This is a genomic window from Rhodococcus sp. H29-C3 (genome assembly GCF_030063405.1).
Lineage (GTDB): Bacteria > Actinomycetota > Actinomycetes > Mycobacteriales > Mycobacteriaceae > Rhodococcoides.
The window spans coordinates 560,622-579,255 of record NZ_JASITC010000003.1; the positions used below are offsets into that span (position 1 = coordinate 560,622).

At 62.4% G+C, this 18,634-nt stretch carries 16 protein-coding genes; 11 read left to right on the plus strand and 5 right to left on the minus strand.

The genetic code is table 11. The features are described 5' to 3' along the window. Positions 1 to 3 precede the first annotated feature (3 nt). Positions 4 to 426: a hypothetical protein gene (locus tag QMK32_RS09990; protein WP_186628957.1), complete on the minus strand. Its 423-nt coding sequence runs from the start codon at positions 424 to 426 to the stop codon at positions 4 to 6. Between the two features lie 187 nt (positions 427 to 613). Between QMK32_RS09990 and QMK32_RS09995 the strand changes: the two genes are divergently transcribed. Then, on the plus strand, positions 614 to 1,462 hold the full coding sequence (locus QMK32_RS09995) for a Bax inhibitor-1/YccA family protein (protein ID WP_084348004.1): 849 nt from the start codon (positions 614 to 616) through the stop codon (positions 1,460 to 1,462). Positions 1,463 to 1,540: 78 nt separating this feature from the next. Here the strand turns inward: QMK32_RS09995 and QMK32_RS10000 are convergent, their stop codons facing one another. Together QMK32_RS10000 and QMK32_RS10005 are read right to left on the minus strand one after the other, a co-directional pair. Continuing rightward, positions 1,541 to 2,761 (minus strand): acetyl-CoA C-acetyltransferase, encoded by a 1,221-nt coding sequence (locus QMK32_RS10000; RefSeq protein ID WP_269300906.1) that lies wholly within the window; start codon positions 2,759 to 2,761, stop codon positions 1,541 to 1,543. A 68-nt stretch (positions 2,762 to 2,829) separates the two neighbouring features. Then, positions 2,830 to 3,792: an SGNH/GDSL hydrolase family protein gene (locus QMK32_RS10005; protein WP_283474639.1), complete on the minus strand. Its 963-nt coding sequence runs from the start codon at positions 3,790 to 3,792 to the stop codon at positions 2,830 to 2,832. Between the two features lie 108 nt (positions 3,793 to 3,900). Here QMK32_RS10005 and QMK32_RS10010 point away from each other — a divergent pair, with 108 nt between their 5' ends. Then, positions 3,901 to 5,286, plus strand: a complete 1,386-nt coding sequence (locus tag QMK32_RS10010; protein ID WP_283474640.1) for a cystathionine beta-synthase — start codon at positions 3,901 to 3,903, stop codon at positions 5,284 to 5,286. Positions 5,287 to 5,349: 63 nt separating this feature from the next. Here QMK32_RS10010 and QMK32_RS10015 read toward each other — a convergent pair whose 3' ends face one another. Further along, positions 5,350 to 6,537, minus strand: coding sequence for an acyl-CoA dehydrogenase family protein (locus tag QMK32_RS10015; RefSeq protein WP_283474642.1), 1,188 nt, complete (start codon positions 6,535 to 6,537; stop codon positions 5,350 to 5,352). A 122-nt stretch (positions 6,538 to 6,659) separates the two neighbouring features. On the opposite strand from QMK32_RS10015, the gene QMK32_RS10020 reads away from it, so the two are divergent. The 3 genes from QMK32_RS10020 to QMK32_RS10030 are packed head-to-tail and all read left to right on the plus strand — an operon-like array spanning position 6,660 to position 9,986. Then, complete coding sequence (locus QMK32_RS10020) at positions 6,660 to 7,865, plus strand: cystathionine gamma-synthase (RefSeq protein WP_283474643.1); 1,206 nt, start codon at positions 6,660 to 6,662, stop codon at positions 7,863 to 7,865. Between the two features lie 8 nt (positions 7,866 to 7,873). Next, a complete protein-coding gene (locus QMK32_RS10025; RefSeq protein WP_283474646.1) occupies positions 7,874 to 8,644 on the plus strand; it encodes a glutamate racemase in 771 nt (256 codons plus the stop codon). Between the two features lie 58 nt (positions 8,645 to 8,702). Continuing rightward, a complete protein-coding gene (locus tag QMK32_RS10030; RefSeq protein WP_283474647.1) occupies positions 8,703 to 9,986 on the plus strand; it encodes an MFS transporter in 1,284 nt (427 codons plus the stop codon). A 29-nt stretch (positions 9,987 to 10,015) separates the two neighbouring features. Here QMK32_RS10030 and QMK32_RS10035 read toward each other — a convergent pair whose 3' ends face one another. Further along, positions 10,016 to 11,071: a ferredoxin--NADP reductase gene (locus tag QMK32_RS10035; RefSeq protein ID WP_283474658.1), complete on the minus strand. Its 1,056-nt coding sequence runs from the start codon at positions 11,069 to 11,071 to the stop codon at positions 10,016 to 10,018. 251 nt (positions 11,072 to 11,322) lie between these two features. Between QMK32_RS10035 and mdo the strand changes: the two genes are divergently transcribed. The 6 genes from mdo (at position 11,323) to QMK32_RS10065 (ending at position 18,614) form a co-directional block, all read left to right on the plus strand. Further along, positions 11,323 to 12,594 carry an NDMA-dependent methanol dehydrogenase gene (mdo, locus tag QMK32_RS10040; protein ID WP_084348011.1) on the plus strand — a complete coding sequence of 424 codons (1,272 nt, stop codon included), beginning with the start codon at positions 11,323 to 11,325 and terminating at the stop codon, positions 12,592 to 12,594. 106 nt (positions 12,595 to 12,700) lie between these two features. Next, positions 12,701 to 13,744: a MadB family AAA-type ATPase gene (locus QMK32_RS10045; RefSeq protein ID WP_283474659.1), complete on the plus strand. Its 1,044-nt coding sequence runs from the start codon at positions 12,701 to 12,703 to the stop codon at positions 13,742 to 13,744. Beyond that, a complete protein-coding gene (gene madC / locus QMK32_RS10050; RefSeq protein WP_283474660.1) occupies positions 13,741 to 15,258 on the plus strand; it encodes a MadC family VWA domain-containing protein in 1,518 nt (505 codons plus the stop codon). The genes QMK32_RS10045 and madC overlap by 4 nt, the downstream gene beginning before the upstream one ends. Positions 15,259 to 15,406: 148 nt before the next feature. Beyond that, positions 15,407 to 16,624, plus strand: a complete 1,218-nt coding sequence (locus tag QMK32_RS10055) for an iron-containing alcohol dehydrogenase (protein ID WP_283474662.1) — start codon at positions 15,407 to 15,409, stop codon at positions 16,622 to 16,624. Beyond that, the gene (locus QMK32_RS10060) at positions 16,621 to 17,967 is read left to right on the plus strand and encodes a MadS family sensor histidine kinase (RefSeq protein ID WP_269300895.1); all 1,347 of its coding nucleotides are present in this window, start codon (positions 16,621 to 16,623) and stop codon (positions 17,965 to 17,967) included. Before QMK32_RS10055 ends, QMK32_RS10060 begins: the two co-directional genes overlap by 4 nt. Beyond that, entirely contained in the window at positions 17,964 to 18,614 is a 651-nt protein-coding gene (locus QMK32_RS10065; protein ID WP_269300894.1) for a MadR family response regulator transcription factor, read from the plus strand. Before QMK32_RS10060 ends, QMK32_RS10065 begins: the two co-directional genes overlap by 4 nt. Positions 18,615 to 18,634: the final 20 nt, after the last annotated feature.

Genomic DNA, 18,634 nt, shown 5'->3' on the forward strand with positions numbered 1-18,634 from the left:
CGGCTACGTGACGGGGCCGCCGTCTTCGGGGGTCCCGTCGATCTGACCGCGATTACGCCCGCGATCCTCGATCAAGGTTCCTTCGACGATCTCGGCCTGTCGCTGACCGTCCGCGTAGTCGATATCGGGATCCTCGTCGGATTCGAGGATCACATGGTCGACCAGTTCCTCGGTCAACTCTGCGTCGGGAGTTTCGGCAACCGAACGTGCCTCGGACTCCAGCGCGATGTCCGGTTCTTCTTCGGACAGCTTCTCCTCCAAGCTCTCACCTTCGAGGGCTTCTTCGGCGGTGGTCCCGAACTTGTCTGCCTCACTCCAGTGGTCCGGTGCGTCCACGACCGTGTCGCCGTCGTCGTTGCGCAGTTCGTCCGAGTCCAAGCTTTCGCTCTGATCGAGGGTCTGTCCCGGTCCGTCTTCGATGCTCATGTCTTCCATACTGCACGGCCGAATTCTCCGCTTGTGCGAGCGACCCACCGTCCGGGCCGGTAAAGTCCGAATTGTCCGAACATGTCGGTCCGACTGGGAACTTTTGTCCGGATGTGGAACGTTCTTCATATAACTGCCCGGGGATTTCCCCGCGGTCTGCTCGATACGACGAAGGGAAAGAGACACGGTGCGCACCTCCAGCAACCCGGTGTTCCGCAACCTGCCCAAGCAGGAGGGCGGCGGATACGCCACTTTCGGCACTGCGACGGCTGGTGCCTCGCAGGCCACACAGCAGTTCGGGCAGCCGGGTACGCAGCCTGAGCCGTATCGGACGGGTCCCACCACGCGGGCGATGACAATCGACGATGTCGTCACCAAGACGGGTATCACACTCGGTGTGTTGTCGATCACCGCGATCATCTCGTACCTGCTCGTCGACAGCAACACCGACCTGGCCGCACCGTTCGTCATCGGTGGCGGACTCGTCGGTCTCGGCCTCGTGTTGTTCGCGACGTTCGGCCGCAAAATGGACAACAAGGCCATCGTGCTGGCCTACGCGGTAGCGGAGGGTTTCTTCCTCGGTGCGTTGTCCTTCATGTTCACAAGTATCGAATTCGGGGGTGTGGGCGGTAGCACTCTCATCGCCCAGGCGGTCCTCGGCACGTTCGGCGTCTTCTTCGGCATGCTGGTGGTCTACAAGACCGGCGCTATCCGGGTCACCCCACGATTGACGCGGATGATCGTCGGCGCTCTCATCGGCGTCGTCGTGCTGGCGCTGGGCAACCTGGTGGCGAGCTTCTTCACCGCCGGCGGACTGGGTCTGCGCGACGGTGGCACTGTGGCCATCATTTTCAGCCTCGTCTGCATCGGTATTGCGGCGTTCAGCTTCCTGCTCGATTTCGATCAGGCCGACCAGTTGATCCGCGCGCAGGCTCCCGAGAAGGCAGCGTGGGGCGTAGCTCTCGGATTGACCATCACCTTGGTCTGGCTCTACGTCGAAATCTTGCGTCTGCTGAGCTACTTCAACAACGACTAGTTCTTGCACGAGAAAGGCCCCGCACTCCATTGGAGTGCGGGGCCTTTCTCGTGCAAGAAGCGACCAGGGACGTCTCGATCAGCTCAGGCGTTCCAGAACCATTGCCATACCCATACCGCCGCCGACACACATGGTCTCGACGCCGAACGTCTTGTCCTGCGTCTTCAGGTTGTTCAGCAGCGTCGTGGTGATGCGGGCACCGGTCATACCGAAAGGATGCCCGATGGCAATAGCGCCACCGGAGATGTTGAGCTTGTCGTGGTCGATGCCGAGATCGCGCGCGGATCCGAGAACCTGGACCGCGAACGCCTCGTTGATCTCGAAGAGGTCGATGTCCGAGATCGACATTCCGGCGATCGAGAGCGCCTTGCGGGTGGCCTCGATCGGGCCGAGACCCATGATCTCGGGCGAAGTACCGGTCACACCCGTGGAGACGATACGCGCAAGCGGCGTGAGGCCGAGCGCCTTTGCCTTCGTATCACTCATGATCACCAGCGCGGCTGCACCATCGTTGAGCGGGCAAGCATTGCCTGCGGTGATGGTTCCGTTCGGACGGAAGACCGGCTTGAGCTGACTGATCTTCTCGTATGTGGTCCCTGCGCGCGGGCCGTCGTCCGTCGAGACGACGGTGCCGTCGGGCAGCGTGACCGGGGTGATTTCACGCTCGAAGAAGCCGCTGGCGATGGCTTCCTCGGCACGATTCTGGCTCCGCACGCCCCAGTGATCCTGATCCTCGCGGCTGATGCCGGTGACGAGCGCAACGTTCTCGGCGGTCTGGCCCATCGCGATGTACGCGTCGGGGAGGTCGCCGTTCTCTCGGGGATCGGTCCAGCTGTCCGCGCCCTCTTCCTGCGCCTTCTTGGTGCGGGCCTCGGCATCGGCGAAGAGCGGGTTGTGGCTCTGCGGAAGCGAATCGGAATTGCCGTGAACGAAGCTCGAAACACTTTCGACGCCTGCGGAGATGAACACATCTCCTTCGCCGGCCTTGATCGCGTGCATGGCCATGCGAGTGGTCTGTAGCGAAGACGAACAGTAGCGAGTGATGGTCGTGCCGGGCAGTGAGTCGTAACCGAGCAGAACGGCGACGATCCGCGCGAGGTTGTTGCCCTGCATTCCGCCGGGGAGGCCACAGCCGAGGAGCAGGTCATCGATGTCGGTCGGGTCGAGCTCGGGGACCTTGGCGAGCGCTGCGGCCACCATCTGCACGGTCAAGTCATCAGAACGAATGTCCTTGAGCGATCCCTTCATTGCGCGACCGATAGGTGAACGAGCGGTACTGACGATTACTGCCTCTGGCATGAAATCTCCTTTGTTGGCTGCTGCCTGCGAGACTGCGCTAGCAGGCGTTTGCTGTTTCGAACATATCGCTAGCCGCTCTGTGCCTCTATTTCGGCACCTCGACGGCGCAGAAACCTCTCGATCGACGCAGTTGCCCGAGGCCGGAATCTGCGAGACTCTACTGCCGCGGATAGCTCGGGCAGCTGGGGTAGTGGTCCGCCGCGCCATTCTCCGAGCGCGGCCGCGAGGACGGGAAGCAACTGACGTGCCGCGAGTTCGTAACCCGCCGCCGACGGGTGGAAACGATCGGCTGAGAACATGGTCTCCGGTGCGGCAAGGAACTCCGGAGCGAGCAGATCTGCCAAAGCGACCGGATGACCGCCGGCAGACAGGGTGGCCGCGCTCTGTGCGCGAGCGAGTCGAAGGCCCCAGTTCCGCACGACGGTGCGCAGCGGTTGCGGAATGGCTGTGACCACACCGAGGTCGGGGCACGTCCCGACTACCACCACGGTGCCCTGCGAGGTCAGACGTTCCACCGCGTCGCCGAGTCGCGTCGCCGAGGCGCTGATCGAGAACTTCTTGGTGACATCGTTGGCGCCGATGAGAATGACAACGGCGTCGGGCGCAGGACCGGCGACGAACATCGCGTCGACCTGACCTTCGAGACCTTTCGATGTTGCACCCGCAAGTGCTTTGGTACTCAGTCTGATTCGTTTGTCCGTCTCCTCGGCCAAACCGCGGGCAACGAGGACACCGGGAACCTCCTCCGCGACGGCGCACCCGACGCCTGCAGCAGTGGAGTCGCCGAAGACCATCAGGTGAAAATCGGCCGAAATTCCGGGCCGCCAGCGCTGCGGGGTCGGTGATCCTGCCGTGTAGACGCCGTCGGCTTCGGGAGGTTTGGTCATGGTTCTCCCGATGACGCCTCGCGCGGAACTCGCCTGGGACATCAGAGCTTTGTACGCAGCCCAGGATGCGGTGCCGGCGGAGGAGCCTGCCAATACGGTCGCGGCCCCCGCTTTGGCGGCGGTTTGCCATCGATTCACCGGCACTCGTGGTCCTTTTCTTTCTGCGCCATGCCGTCCATCGTATGCACCGAACCACACGTGCCTCGGTGGTACCGGGAAGTCGCCCGTGGTGGCGTCTGGGAAGATAGAGATATGCGCATTGCTCAGCACGTCACCGAACTGATCGGCAACACTCCGTTGGTCAAGCTCTCCTCCGTTGTCGGCGGCAACGCGGGGACGGTTGCAGCCAAGATCGAATACCTCAACCCAGGTGGTTCGTCGAAGGACCGCATCGCAGTCAGGATGATCGACGCGGCAGAAGCGTCAGGCGAATTGAAGCCGGGCGGCACCATCATCGAGCCCACGTCCGGCAACACCGGCATCGGCCTCGCTCTCGTTGCTCAGCAGCGCGGATACAAGTGCGTGTTCGTCTGCCCGGACAAGGTCGGCGAAGAAAAACGCAACGTCCTGCGCGCCTATGGCGCCGAGGTCGTGGTCTGCCCGACCGCCGTCGCACCCGAGGACCCAAACAGCTACTACAGCGTCTCCGACCGTCTCGTGCAGGAAATCGACGGCGGCTGGAAGCCGAATCAGTACGCCAACCCTGCCGGCCCCCAGTCTCACTACGAGACCACCGGACCCGAGATCTGGGCCGACACCGACGGCAAGATCACTCATTTCGTTGCGGGAGTCGGTACCGGCGGCACCATCTCCGGAACAGGCAAATACCTCAAGGAGATGTCCGGCGGCAAGGTCAAGGTCGTCGGCGTCGACCCGGAAGGTTCGGTCTACTCCGGCGGTACCGGCCGTCCGTACCTCGTCGAGGGCGTCGGCGAGGACTTCTGGCCGACCGCGTACGACCCGTCTATCCCCGACGAGATCATCGCGGTATCCGATGCGGACTCGTTCGACATGACACGACGATTGGCTCGGGAAGAGGGCCTGCTGGTCGGCGGATCCTGCGGCATGGCAGTGGTAGCTGCGATCAAGGTTGCCGAGCGTGAAGGACCCGATGCGCTCGTCGTCGTACTGTTGCCCGATGGTGGCCGCGGTTACCTGGCAAAGATCTTCAACGACGAATGGATGTCTTCCTACGGGTTCCTGCGCTCACGTCTCGACGGCAAGACCGATGAACCCTCGGTCGGCGATGTCCTGCGCGGCAAGTCCGGTGCGCTACCGGCCCTGGTACACACGCATCCGTCCGAGACCGTCCGCGACGCCATCGAAATTCTCCGTGAATACGGTGTCTCGCAGATGCCCGTCGTCGGTGCCGAGCCGCCCGTCATGGCCGGCGAGGTTGCAGGCAGCGTCACCGAACGCGATCTGCTCAGTGCAGTCTTCGAAGGACGCGCGACACTCGCGGACCCGGTGGCCAAGCATATGAGCGAGCCGTTCCCGCTCATCGGAGCAGGCGAGCACGTATCCGACGCGACGAAGGCGCTGGGGGAGACCGATGCCCTCATGGTGGTCGAAGAAGGCAAGCCGGTCGGCGTCATCACCCGCCACGATCTTCTCGGATTCCTCAGCAAGGGTGCGTAGCCCCACGTGAGTGGAATTTCTCGCCCGATCGGGGGAGTAATTCCACTCACGTACGCCGAGCTCCTATCGGACCGCGCTCGACCCGGTCAACGCCTGGCCCACCACCAACTGATGTACCTCGGACGTGCCCTCGTAGGTGAGAACGGACTCGAGGTTGTTGGCGTGCCGTAGTACCGGGTACTCCAGCGTGATTCCGTTGGCGCCCAAAATCGTTCGACATTCACGGGCGATCTTGATCGCCTCCCGCACGTTGTTGAGTTTGCCGACGGATACTTGCTCGCCGCGCAGTTCGCCCTTGTCCTTCAGCCGTCCGAGGTGGAGTGCGAGGAGTTGCCCCTTGCCGAGCTCCAGGGCCATGTTCGCAAGTTTTGCCTGGGTCAGCTGGTAGGCGGCCAGGGGCTTGTCGAACACCTCTCGGGTTTGGGAATACTCGATCGCCGATTCCATGCAATCGCGCGCCGCTCCCATCGCGCCGAAAATGATGCCGAAGCGTGCCTCGTTGAGGCACCCGAGCGGGCCGCTGAGCCCGCGTGCCTCGGGGAGCATCGCATCGTGGGGAAGCCGAACGTCCTCGAGCACGAGTTCACCGGTGATGGACGCGCGAAGCGACAATTTGTTCTTCACGGTGTTCGCGGAGAAGCCCGGAGTGTCCGTCGGTACGACGAAGCCGCGAATCTTGTCATCGGTCTGAGCCCATACTACGGCGACATCGGCGATCGGGCCGTTGGTGATCCACATTTTGCTGCCGTTGAGGATCCAGTCGCTACCGTCCTTTTTCGCTCTGGTCCTCATGCCGCTGGGGTTCGAGCCGAAGTCTGCTTCGGTCAACCCGAAGCATCCGATGCTCGACCCCTCGGCCATCGACGGGAGCCACTGCTGCTTCTGCTCTTCGGAGCCGAACTTCCAGATCGCGAACATCGCCAGCGAACCTTGCACAGAGACGAGGCTGCGAATCCCGGAGTCCATGGCTTCGAGTTCCAAACAGGCCAATCCGTACGCCGTCGCAGAGGTTCCAGCGCACCCGTAACCCTCCAAGTGCATCCCGAGCAGGCCGAGTGAGCCCAGTTCCTTCGCAAGCTCGCGAGCGGGGACAGTGCCCGCCTCGTACCATTCCGCCAAGTGCGGGCGGATGCGCTCGTTGCCCAACTTGCGGACCGTCTCGCGTATCTGACGTTCCTCGGAGTCCAGGAGAGAATCGAGCGCAAACAATTCTTCGACGCTCTGCGAGCTGTGGGGTGTCGAGTCGGCCACGGTGTGCCTCGTTTCTTCCGGCGGTGTTCTCCGCTGGCGTGGATGAGTGTTGCCGCCGAAAATTTCGTGCGGCTGAGTCTCCCGCAGGGTACCCATTTCCTGCACCTATTAGTCTGGAAGCCATGAGTGAGCAGCGCAGCAAGGCAGACAGCACGTCCGGGAGTGGAGCCAGCGGAACGACCCAGGGTGATAAGCAGGGGTTTTCCACCAAGGCGGTGCACGCGGGGTACGAGCCCGATCCGTTGACCGGTGCGGTCAACGTGCCGATCTATGCAAGCTCGACGTTCGCTCAGGACGGCGTCGGCGGCATGCGCAGTGGGTTCGAGTACGCCCGCACCGGAAACCCGACGCGTCGGCCGCTCGAAGCCAACCTTGCCGCGATCGAATCCGGCACCTACGGCCGAGCGTTCTCGTCGGGCATGGCGGCCACGGATTGCCTCCTTCGTGCGACCCTGCGACCCGGCGACCACCTCGTCATTCCGAATGACGCTTACGGCGGCACCTTCCGCCTGATCGACAAGGTTTTCACCCAGTGGGGTATCGAGTACTCCGTCGCGGCAGTGTCCGATGTCGATGCCGTTCGTCAGGCGATCCGGCCGAATACCAAGCTTGTGTGGGTCGAGACGCCGACCAACCCGCTTCTCAACATCGGCGACATCGAGGCACTCGCAGAGGTTGCTCACGGCTCGAATGCGAAGTTGGTCGTGGACAATACTTTCGCCTCGCCCTACTTGCAGCAGCCACTTGCACTCGGTGCGGACGTCGTGCTGCATTCGACGACGAAGTACATCGGCGGACACTCCGACGTCGTCGGCGGGGCACTGATAACCGATGACGAAGAGCTCGACGCGGCCTTCGCGTTTCTGCAGAACGGGGCCGGTGGAGTGCCAGGACCGTTCGACGCATTTCTGACCCTGCGCGGCATCAAGACGCTGGCGTTGCGAATGGAGCGTCACAGCGACAATGCCGAAAAGCTCGTCGAGATGCTGAACAGTCATCCGGCGATCTCGCAGGTCATCTACCCGGGATTGGCGGAACACCCTTCGCATCATGTCGCGTCAAAGCAGATGCGACGCTTCGGCGGCATGATTTCGGTTCTGCTCGGCGGCGGTCAGCAGGCAGCGCTCGACTTTTGTGCTCGCACTGAAATCTTTACCCTCGCGGAGTCCCTCGGTGGCGTGGAATCACTCATCGAACACCCCGGGGCGATGACTCACGCGTCGACGGCAGGGTCGCTGCTCGAGGTTCCCGATAATCTCGTTCGCTTGTCGGTAGGTATCGAAGACGCCGCTGATCTCATCGGCGATCTCGAGCAGGCGCTGGGCTGACACACGCAGTGATGATCGGTTTGATCGACTCGGGGCTCGGCCTGTTGCCGACGGCTGCACACTTGAGGGAACTGCGTCCCGAGCTCGATCTGATTCTGCTGATGGATCCAGACGGCGCCCCATGGGGCCCGAAGCCGGACGCATGGGTGATCGATCGCGTGGTGAATGCTGCCGATCGCGCAGTGTCATCGGGAGCAGAGGTAATCGTGTTGCCGTGCAACACCGCGAGTGTGACGGCATTGGCGCATGTCCGTCGCCACCTCGGTGACGCGATTCCGGTGATCGGCACCGTCCCAGCGATCAAACCCGCTGCGGCAGCAAGTGATCGGATCGCGATTTGGGCAACGGCTGCCACGACGGCCAGTGCGTACCAAGCGCGGTTGATAGAGGAGTTCGCGACGGGTCGGTCCGTCACTTCGGTCGCGTGTCACGGTCTCGCGGATTCCATCGACCGGGGCGACACGGAAGCGATCTCCGCGGCGATCCGTGCTGCGGTCGGTGCCACGCCGGAAGATGTCGATGCCGTAGTTCTCGGATGCACCCACTATCCGTTGGTATCGAACGAGATCGCTTCTCTGTTGCCGGAGAACGTGCGCCTGTTCGACAGCGCCGAAGCCGTTGCTCGGCAGACACTTCGGCGGATCGACTCGGCGGGTGACTTTGCTTCCGGGTCGAGTGAGCTGACAGTGTTCCTCAGTGGCCGGGCGGGTGAGCTTCCGGCCAGTGCGCTTGCGCACCGCGAAGGCCGGTTGCTGAGCGAACTGTCGATCCACCAGTGAGCGGGCGGGCCGCGCTTTCGGCACCGGAGACCAGGCAGGTATACCGTTAGTTAAAGCAATGATCGTAGCTTTAGCGGAAGTAGGGACCTACGTGGTCAGCGTCGAGTCGAAGATCGCCTTTACCCCTCGCGCCCGGATGCAGCGTCGACTGCCGCACGGTGTCGCGTTCTGGGTCGTCGGACTGACCTACCTCGTAACAATGGCGTCGTCGGCAGCACCGTCCCCGCTCTACCCGATCTACCAGAGCAACTGGAACTTCTCATCGACGACATTGACCGTGGTTTTCGCGGTCTACGCGTTGGCGCTGCTCGCAGCTCTGCTCACCGTCGGAGGTCTGTCCGACCACGTTGGGCGAAAGCCCATCCTGGTGGGTTCGATCGCTCTTCTGGTGGTCAGCCTGCTGCTCTTCATCGTGGCCGACGGCGTAGCAGGTCTGATCGCCGCGCGCATCGTGCAAGGACTCGCCGCGGGCGCCGCGATCGGTGCGATGAATGCAGCAGTGGTCGATCTCCAGCCGTCGACCACCTCGGGTCCGCTCGTGAACAGCATCGCACCCTCACTGGGTTTAGCCTCGGGCGCGCTCGGCGCCGGACTGTTGGTGCAACTCGCCCCTGCCCCGACGGTCCTCGTGTACGCCATGCTCATCGGAGTTCTGGTGATTCTCACTATCGCCCTCGCGTTCCTACCCGAAACCTCCGCGCTCCGAGGAGTGGACTCGAAGCGGCATCTTGCACATTTGGTGCTCCCGAAGATGGCAGTACCAGCCGACATCAGGACACCATTCCTGCTCATCGTTCCAGCGCTCGTCGCAACGTGGTCCTTGGGCGGATTTCACCTCTCCCTCGGATCGTCGATCATCCGATCGGTCTTCGGAATCGACAATCACATCGTCGGCGGACTCGAAAGCTTCGCGCTTTTCTTCTCCGGATCCCTGGCAGCGGCATCTGTACGGCATCGCCCACCGCGCACCGTCATGATCGCCGGTGCCCTCGTCTTGGCAACCGGCGTGGCGATCTCCCTTGTCGCAGTGAGCACCTCGACAGTCGCGCTCTACTTCATCGGTACTGCCGTCGCAGGTGCAGGGTGGGGCAGCGCATTTCTCGGAGCCATGCGCACGCTCGGCGCTCTCGTCCCCGCAGCCGATCGCGGAAGCATGTTCGCCACGACCTTCGCCATCAGCTACTTGGCATTCAGTCTGCCCGCCGTCGTCGGAGGATTCGCCGTACACATCTTCGGCTTGGAGCGGACTGCCCTCGTGTACGGCGGATTCGTGATCTTGCTGGCCTTGATCTCGGCCGTCGGATTCGGCATCGCCTCACGGCGCGAAAGCGGGCCTCGGTAGTTTCCCCAGCGCTGACATTTCTACCGGCGTCAGAACTCGATTTTAAGGTGGTCGCTGACCGGGTGAGCTTGGCAACCGAGGATCAAGCCCTCGGCTATGTCCTCGTCGTCGAGGACCTCGCAGTTGTCCATCGTCACTTCGCCGACGGAGAGGGTGCACGCGCAGGATCCGCATTCGCCCTCTCTGCAGGAGTACGGGACGTCGAGTCCGCCGGCCAGCATCACGTCCACCAGTGTCTGCTTCCGTGGCCACGAGAGGGTATGAGTTTCGCCGTCGAGTTCGACCTCGACTGTCGCGGCCGACGCAGTGTCGTCGTCGGTCAGTTCGATCTCGGGGGCGTCGGTGAACGGATCCCCGGCGAGGGACAAGAACACCTCGCTGTGCACGTTCTCGCGGGGGAACCCGCCCGAGGAGAGCGCCTTGTGCACCGCGTCCATGAAGGGCGCGGGCCCACACATGAACGCGCGGTACTCGCGGAACGGTGTCGCGAATGTTGCCAGCTGATCGACCGTCGGAATGCCCTGTAGTGATTCGAGCCAGTGCACGACGACGAGTCGGCGGGGATATTCGGTTGCGAGAGCGCGAAGTTCTTCGGCGAAGATGACCGAGTCCCCGTCGCGATTGGCGTAGAAAAGGAACACCTTCCCGGTGCCCTCTCCCAGCGCGGACTTCAAAATCGAGATCACCGGAGTGATTCCCGATCCTGCGCCGAACAGCAGGAAGTCGTCGTCCAGATCTGCCGGGGTGAACCGTCCCGACGGCGGGAGCACCTCGATGGTGTCGCCGGCCTTCACGTTGTCGCATACCCAGTTGGACCCGTAACCGTCGGACGTGCGCTTGATCGTCACCTTGGGACGGGCGTCGCGGTGCGGTGAGCTCGCCAGGGAGTAGCACCGAGCGACCGAGCCGGTCCGGTCGCTCGGAATACGCAGGGTGAGGAACTGCCCGGGCTTGTAGGTGAATTTATCCTTGGCGTCTTCGGGGATATCGAAGACGATCGACCGCGCATCGGCCGATTCTTCGATTACATCCGCCACCGTGAGCAGTACGGATCTGGAGCCGTGGTGCACGTCGACTGTCGTCATTCGGTGGTGTCCTCTCGATCAATTGTAACGTGTTCTAGTTTAGCCATCTCGTCTCGCTTCTGTCGATCTTCGCCTGTCCTGTTCGGCCGTGCAGCACCGGGACCTACCTGATCGGATAGTTCACCTCCGGCGAAGGCAGGGTTCGCGTCGGTATCTGTTCACAGACTGCCTCCCGGCCGACAGAGTTGTCACCAGTGAGACGCCGATCACAGCCGGTTTCCACGCAATCCATCCACACCGAGGAGATACCGATGGCAATCGAGCTCAACCAGATCTGGGAGTTTCCGATCAAGGAGTTCCACCCACTGCCCCGCGCCAAGCTGGGAGTCGGTGCCCACGACATGCTCGGTGTCGAGGCCAAAGAGCTTGGATTCAAGCGCGCCTTGCTTGTTACCACCGGACTTCGCGGATCCGGAATCATCGAGGAACTGATCGGCAAGATCGAATACCAGGGCGTCGAGGTTGTCCTCTACGACAAGATAGAGAGCAACCCCAAGGACTACAACGTCATGGATGGTGCCGCTCTGTATCAGAAGGAAAAGTGCGACAGCGTCATCTCCGTAGGTGGTGGCTCCAGCCACGACGCAGCCAAGGGCATCCGCGTCGTAGTCGCTCATGACGGCCGAAACATCAACGAGTTCGAGGGATTCTCCAAGTCCACGAACAAGCAGAATCCGCCGCATATCGCCGTATCCACTACGGCCGGAACCGGTTCGGAGACTTCCTGGGCCTACGTGATCACCGATACCTCCAATATGGACAAGCCGCACAAGTGGCTTGCTTTCGACGAGGCGTCGACTCCGACTCTGGCACTCGATGATCCGCTCCTTTATTACACCTGCCCGCAACAGTGGACGGCATTCTGCGGATTCGACGTCCTCGCCCACGGTGCCGAGCCGTACGTGTCACGTCTGGACTTTGCACCCTCACTGGGTAATGCCATCTACTCGATCGGCCTGGTGTCCAAGCATCTTCGTGAGGCCGTGTACGACCCGGGCAATCTGAAGGCCCGCGAGGGCATGATGAACGCCCAGTATATTGCGACTCAGGCGTTCAACTCCGGCGGCCTCGGCGTTATTCACTCCATCTCGCACGCCATCAGCGCCTTCTACGACAGCGCGCATGGACTGAACAATGCCATCGCACTGCCGCGGGTGTGGGAATACAACCTGCCTTCTCGCTACAAGCGCTACGCCGAGATTGCCGTAGCCATGGGCGTCGACACCAAGAACATGACTACCGTTCAGGCTGCCGACGCCGCTGTGGAGGCCGCGATTCGACTCGCCAAGGATGTCGGTATTCCCGACAACTTCGGCTCCATCCGATCGGCAACCTACGGCAAGAACCGGATGAACACCGGCAAATATGCAGGCAAGGGCGACGTGATCAAGGGCGACGAGAAGTCGGTACTGAAGATCTCCGAGCATGTCCAGGACGACTGGTGCACACCGGGCAATCCGCGGGAAGTCACCGTCGAGTCCATGCTCCCGGTGATCTCACACGCCATCAACGAGTCCTACTAGTCGGCAGTCACCAACGTGTTGTCGGTGTGGTCGGGTGCACCCACGTGCACCCGACCACGTCGGCAGGAACGCGGTCGTTCGGGCCACAACTACGAGAAGGACACCAATGACAAGGTTGTCGACAGTGCATAACGACGACGACGAGGGGACCGTCCGATTCGTCGACGCGACGGATCTGCAACGAGCATTGGGCGAGCAGAACTACATCGCCGATGACGATCTCGCCACCGTAGTTCATCTGGCGACCGCCTTGGATCGTCCATTGCTGTTGGAAGGCCCAGCGGGCGTGGGAAAGACGGAATTGGCGAAGTCGCTCGCGGCGGCGAGCGGGCGCAAACTCGTGCGACTCCAGTGCTACGAGGGCCTCGATGACAACCGAGCCCTGTACGAATGGGATTATGCCAAGCAGCTCCTGCACGTGCAGATGCTGCGGGAGCATATCGGCGCGCTGACCGAACACATCACCGACATCGATGAAGCGTCGAAGTTGCTGGCAGCCAGAGACTTCGGTCTGTATTCCGAGGCATTCCTCGCCGTTCGACCGTTGCTCGAGTCCGTGCTGTCCGAGGAACCGGTGGTGCTCCTTGTCGACGAGGTCGACCGCACCGAGGAATCGATGGAAGCGCTGCTGCTCGAGGTTCTGGCCGAAAAGCAGGTCACCATTCCCGAAGTGGGCACTTTCACGGCCCGTAGTGACCCGTGGGTCATATTGACCTCCAACGATACTCGCGAACTTTCCTCTGCGCTCAAGCGTCGCTGCTTGCACTTTCATCTCGACTACCCGACGCCGCAGCGAGAGCGGGAGATCGTCACGGCCCGCGCCCCCGAAGTGCCGGTGAAGGTTGCCGCCGACGTCGTGGCGTTGGCCGCCGAGCTGCGCGAACTCCCGTTGCGCAAGAGCCCCTCCATCTCGGAGGTCATCGACGCCGCTCGGATAGCAGCCGTTCTCGGTCATACCGAAGAAACCAAGAAGTACTTGCTTGCCGCCCTCGTCAAATATTCCTCCGATATGAAACTGGCGCTCGCAGGGGCTGTGCCGGACAAGCTCACGGCTGCTGAGAGCTCACTCGGAGCACCGATGAATACCACCGCCTCCGCTTTCCGTGGCCATGGTGGCCGCGAAAAGGGCGGCATCGGGATACGAAAATGACTGGTGCACCGACATTTTCACCGTCGATTGTGTTGGATGTGCTGTCGGCGGTGTTCGGACGTACGCTGCGGGTCAACGGCGTCGCCTCCTCTCCAGCCGAAGTGATCGAAGTTCGACGCGTTCTCGGCCTGGTCGGAGCCCGCGACCTCACGGTTCTTCGTGCGGCTCTTCGGGCTACGTGCGCAAAATATGCGCACGAGCAGGTGGATTTCGATCGGGCGTTCGATTCGCTGTTCCTCGTGGCCAGAGAATCCGCGACGGAGTCGGCCCGTCGAGCGCTGGGTGCGCAGGTGGCCGGTGGGTTGCCGAGTGAACTCGACGTCGGCGCGGATCAGGAAGCGGCGAAGTACGCGGAGTACAACGAGCGAGCAGTGGAAATCGGTGATCTTCTCGACGCCCCGGAAGCGGACAAGGGCTTCAACCCGCACAAGGACGATGACGACATCAGCCTGTCCTCCGAGGATCACGACCTTTCGGTCGACACCGATGGCGACATGGGTAGAAGGGGTATGACGTACACCGTCGATCTCGAGCGCTCTGGATCGACTGCCGCGGGGGAGTTGGCGTCGAGTACCAGCGGTGCCGTGGCGGGGACGCTCAGTTGGGACGATCCGGCGAGCATTCTGGCGTGGTTCGACGCCTACGACCCGCGCAGCGTCTACGGCGACGGTACCGACTCGGGCCCGTTGTCGGCGGCGCAACTCGACAAAATCACCGACGCGGTCGAAGCTTTCGTAGCTGCGCTCGCCGAGCTGACCGGGACCATGTCCACGCTCGACCCGTTGGACGTGGCCGATCGTGCCACCGAGCGTCACGCCGAGATCGATCGGGCAAGCCACGAGGTGCTTCGTCGGATGCGAGGCAAGCCACGTCCGAGGCCTCGGGAGCATTCGCGAGGGCCCCTCGACATGCGTCGGACAGTCAGAGCGAGTCTGGGGACCGATGGCATCCCGTTTCACTTGGTGACCAGAACGCCGGTGTCGGACAAGGTCCGGCTGTTGGTTTTGGCAGATGTGTCGCTGTCGGTCCGGCCGATCACGGCGTTCACGCTGCGGCTCGCGCAAGCCATGCATAGGAGGGCCCATCGGTGCACAGTGATGGGTTTCGTCGATTCGCCGGTAGATGTGACCACCACACTGCTCGGTAGCACCGGCGATGGTGCATTGGCAGCAGTGTTGGCCGACGAGCGTCTCGATCTCGAAGCGAGCAGCGATTACGGTAAGACCTTCGCGAATCTGCTCGACGAGTACGGCGATGTTCTGAACAAGCGCACTGCTGTCATCATCGTCGGAGACGGTCGGTGCAACGGTCGACCGCCCGGGATCGACGAGCTCGAGAAGATCCGTTCCAAGGTGCACCGGTTGGCGTGGATCACTCCGGAATCACGACGCTACTGGGATCAGGCGTCCTGCTCGATGGGAGAGTACGAGCGGATGTGCGATCACGTGGTCGTGGCCCGTGACGGTCAGCAGCTGACTGCTCAGGCTGCAGAGTTGGGGCATGCGCTTTCCTGACCGACGCAAGCCCGTGACCTACCCGATCGGGCAGGTCAGCACCCCTCCTGGCGCCCGTGGGGATGATGCTCTTCGACTCGTATGGTTGTAACGTGCATCATATACGATTCGGACACGGTTACGACAGGCATTGCAGAGGCGAGAAGCGATGATCGAAGCGGCAGCGACACGTCAGGCGCTGCACGATCTACATTCACATCGCAGTTCGGTGGAAACACCCAGAGTCCTCAAGTTCCATGCGCCCGAGATCGTGTTCGGACAGGACTCGTTGGGTGAAGTGGCACATTCGGCCCTTCGATTGGGGGCCAGGCGACCGATGGTGGTCACCGACGCCGGGCTCATCGAGACAGGCTGGGTTGCCCAGTTGATCCAACTGCTCGAAGACCAAGGCCTCGAACCGACTACCTGGAGCGCTCTGACGCCGAATCCCAAGGACGTCGAGATCGAAGCAGGACACGCCTCATATCAAGAGTTCGAATGCGACGTCCTGGTGGCCATCGGGGGTGGTTCGGTCATGGACGCGGCCAAAGGGATCGCAGTTCTCGCCGGCAATGGTGGATCGATACTCGACTACGAGGGAGTGGATCGAGCCACCCGCCCTATCCCGCCGCTCGTGATGGTCCCTACGACGTCGGGTACCGGCGCCGATGTCTCGCAATTCTGCATCGTTACCGATACCGCACGGTCGAGAAAGATCACCATCCTCGGCCGCGGGTTGGTTCCGGACATCACCGTCATCGATCCTCGTCTGTTGACTACGATGGCCGAGTGGCTGAACGCAGCAACAGGTTTGGATGCGTTGACGCACGGCATCGAGGCCTTCGTTTCGCTCGGTCACAATCAACTCACCGATCATCACGCGCTGCGGGCGGTCACCATGGTCACCTCGCATCTCGCTCGTACGATGGACGTGCCGTCGGACATCGTTGCCCGTACGTCGATGGCACAGGCGAGTCTCGAAGCCGGACTGGCGTTCACCAATGCCATTCTCGGAGCGACACATGCGATGAGTCACCAAGTCGGTGGGCTACTGGATCTCCCGCACGGGGTCATCAACGGAGTCCTTCTCCCGCACGTCATCAGGTTCAACGCCGAGGCCGATCCACTACCGTATGTGGCGATCGCGACCAGTCTCGGACTCGACGAGGCTCGCGGACCTGCGGAAGAAGCCGCCTTGGCTGTCGCAGCGCGAGTCGAGCGATTGGCGCGGCAAGTCGGAGTTCCCAAAGGCCTCGGCGACATCGGTGTCAGCGAGCACGATATCGACGTGCTCGCAACCAACGCCCTACGCGATGCATGCATGTCGACCAACCCGCGCCCGGCCACCCACCATGAGATGGCTGAACTGTTCAGGGCGGCGTTGTGACTGCCTCGCAGCCGGATCTCTCGCTACTGACAGGCCTGAGGTCCGGGAAGAACACGTTCTACCCGCAGTATCGCGGTGCGGCTGAGCGGCTGGAGCGGGTGGTCCACGCATTGGAACTGATTTCGCGCGCGCTCGTGCGCACCGTCGACGGCCCGGAAACGCTCATCTGCGCAGTCGCCGAGGCCGCCAGGGCGCATCTGAGCGCGCAATGGGTTGTCTTCGCGCTCGCCGACGGAGCGTTGGGCGACGCCGGCCCGCGGCGACTCGTTCTCGGCCCTGACGCCACCCCGTTTCTCGTCGACAACGTAGAAGGCCCACCACTGCCCGAGGACGTCGTCGAGTGCCTGGAGTCGATCAGGCTCGCGACGATCGGCGACGGGCGTGACCCCGTCATCGCGGCCCATCACGCATTCGTCCCCATCGCGCTCGACGGTGGCGTCGTCGGCGCTTTTGCCGCATGGACACCCGACCACCGCGTACTCGACGCGACCGACTCTGCCGTGTTGAGCATTCTGGCGAGTCAAACTGCTGTCGCACTGCAGAACTCGGCGCTGTACCAGAGTCGAAGAGTCCTCCTCGAGCGCGCCGAGAGTGCCTACGACGAGGCACACCGGACAGCAGCCGACCTGGCGATCCGCAACGCCGAACTCGAAGCGACGCAACGCCAACTGGGCGCAGCTCATCGCCATCAGGTTCTCGATGACGAGCGTCATCGTATTGCCCGAGAACTACACGACAGTGTGACGCAGGCGGTCCTGTCGGCCGGGATGCAAATCGAATTGTGCCGCAACGACATTCCGGCTGACGAGCGTAGAGAGCGACTCGATCTGGCGAAGGAGTTGACCCGGCGTGCCGTCGAGCAACTGCGTTCGGCGATCTATGCGCTCAACCACGCGCAGGACGCCGACCGCACCTCGCTGCCGGAGATGCTCGAACAACTCTCGATCGTGCGCATGCCGGACGAACTGCGGGTCTCGTTGCGGATAGAAGGTACCCCCCTCGAACTCAGTAGCGAGTGCGAGCACGGACTCCTGCGCATCGCGGGAGAGGCGTTGTTCAACACCGCCGTCCACGCTGGTGCGACGCGGGCGACGCTGCGTTTGGCCTACCGTGAAGATCACGTTCAACTGTCCATTGCCGATGACGGCCAGGGCGATCCCGCGCACCTACGCCTGATGCTTCGGATGGCGGAGAACAACGACGTCGACGGCAGACACCGAGGCCTGGCGAACATGGCAGCGCGGGCGCGTGAGCACGGTGGCGCACTCGAAATCCGTAGAGCCCGAATCGGCGGCGTACGCGTATCTGCGCGCATCCCGTACGAGAGAGTGAGCAAGCCGTGACCGCACATACCGACGTCGTTCGTATCGTCCTGGTCGACGATCACGCCATTCTGCGCGACGGCCTCAGGTCCGTGTTGGAACGTGAACTGGATCTGACCATCGTCGGGGAAGCGTCGTCGAGGGGTGAGGGTCTGGCGGTGGTGGATCGGGTGAAACCGGACATCGTGCTGATGGATCTGAAATTGTCTGCGAGTTCGGACTACGAGGGCCTCGCGTTGTGTGCGCAACTGTCGGGCGCACACCCCGGCATCGGTCTTCTGGTGTTGACCACCTTCCTCGACGACCGACTGGTCGTGGAGGCAGTGCACGCGGGCGCACGAGGATATGTTGTCAAAGATGTCGACACCACCGAGCTCGTTCGTGCCATCCGCGCGGTGTCACGAGGTGAGAGTGCGTTCGATTCCCGGAGTGCGTCTGCAGTCGTTCGATCTCTCAACGGGCAAGGCTCGAGCGTCGGGAGGCTGACCGATCGTGAACTCGAGGTTCTGCGCCTGCTGGCAACTGGACTGTCCAACAACAGTATCGGCACCAAGCTGTTCATCTCGGCGACGACGGTCAAATTTCACGTCAGCAACCTGATGCGCAAACTCGGTGTCAGCCGTCGAGCCGAGGCGGTCTATGCCGCGAGCAAGCAAGGGCTGATCTGAGGTTTCGGTGCGGTGCTTCG

Bases quoted from the DNA above. Each gene is read 5' to 3' on its own strand.
- QMK32_RS09990 (WP_186628957.1), bottom strand. From the start codon at position 426: ATGAGCATCGAAGACGGACCGGGACAGACCCTCGATCAGAGCGAAAGC.
- QMK32_RS10000 (WP_269300906.1), bottom strand. From the start codon at position 2,761: ATGCCAGAGGCAGTAATCGTCAGTACCGCTCGTTCACCTATCGGTCGC.
- QMK32_RS10010 (WP_283474640.1), top strand. From the start codon at position 3,901: ATGCGCATTGCTCAGCACGTCACCGAACTGATCGGCAACACTCCGTTG.
- QMK32_RS10020 (WP_283474643.1), top strand. From the start codon at position 6,660: ATGAGTGAGCAGCGCAGCAAGGCAGACAGCACGTCCGGGAGTGGAGCC.
- QMK32_RS10030 (WP_283474647.1), top strand. From the start codon at position 8,703: ATGATCGTAGCTTTAGCGGAAGTAGGGACCTACGTGGTCAGCGTCGAG.
- QMK32_RS10035 (WP_283474658.1), bottom strand. From the start codon at position 11,071: ATGACGACAGTCGACGTGCACCACGGCTCCAGATCCGTACTGCTCACG.
- mdo (WP_084348011.1), top strand. From the start codon at position 11,323: ATGGCAATCGAGCTCAACCAGATCTGGGAGTTTCCGATCAAGGAGTTC.
- QMK32_RS10045 (WP_283474659.1), top strand. From the start codon at position 12,701: ATGACAAGGTTGTCGACAGTGCATAACGACGACGACGAGGGGACCGTC.
- madC (WP_283474660.1), top strand. From the start codon at position 13,741: ATGACTGGTGCACCGACATTTTCACCGTCGATTGTGTTGGATGTGCTG.
- QMK32_RS10055 (WP_283474662.1), top strand. From the start codon at position 15,407: ATGATCGAAGCGGCAGCGACACGTCAGGCGCTGCACGATCTACATTCA.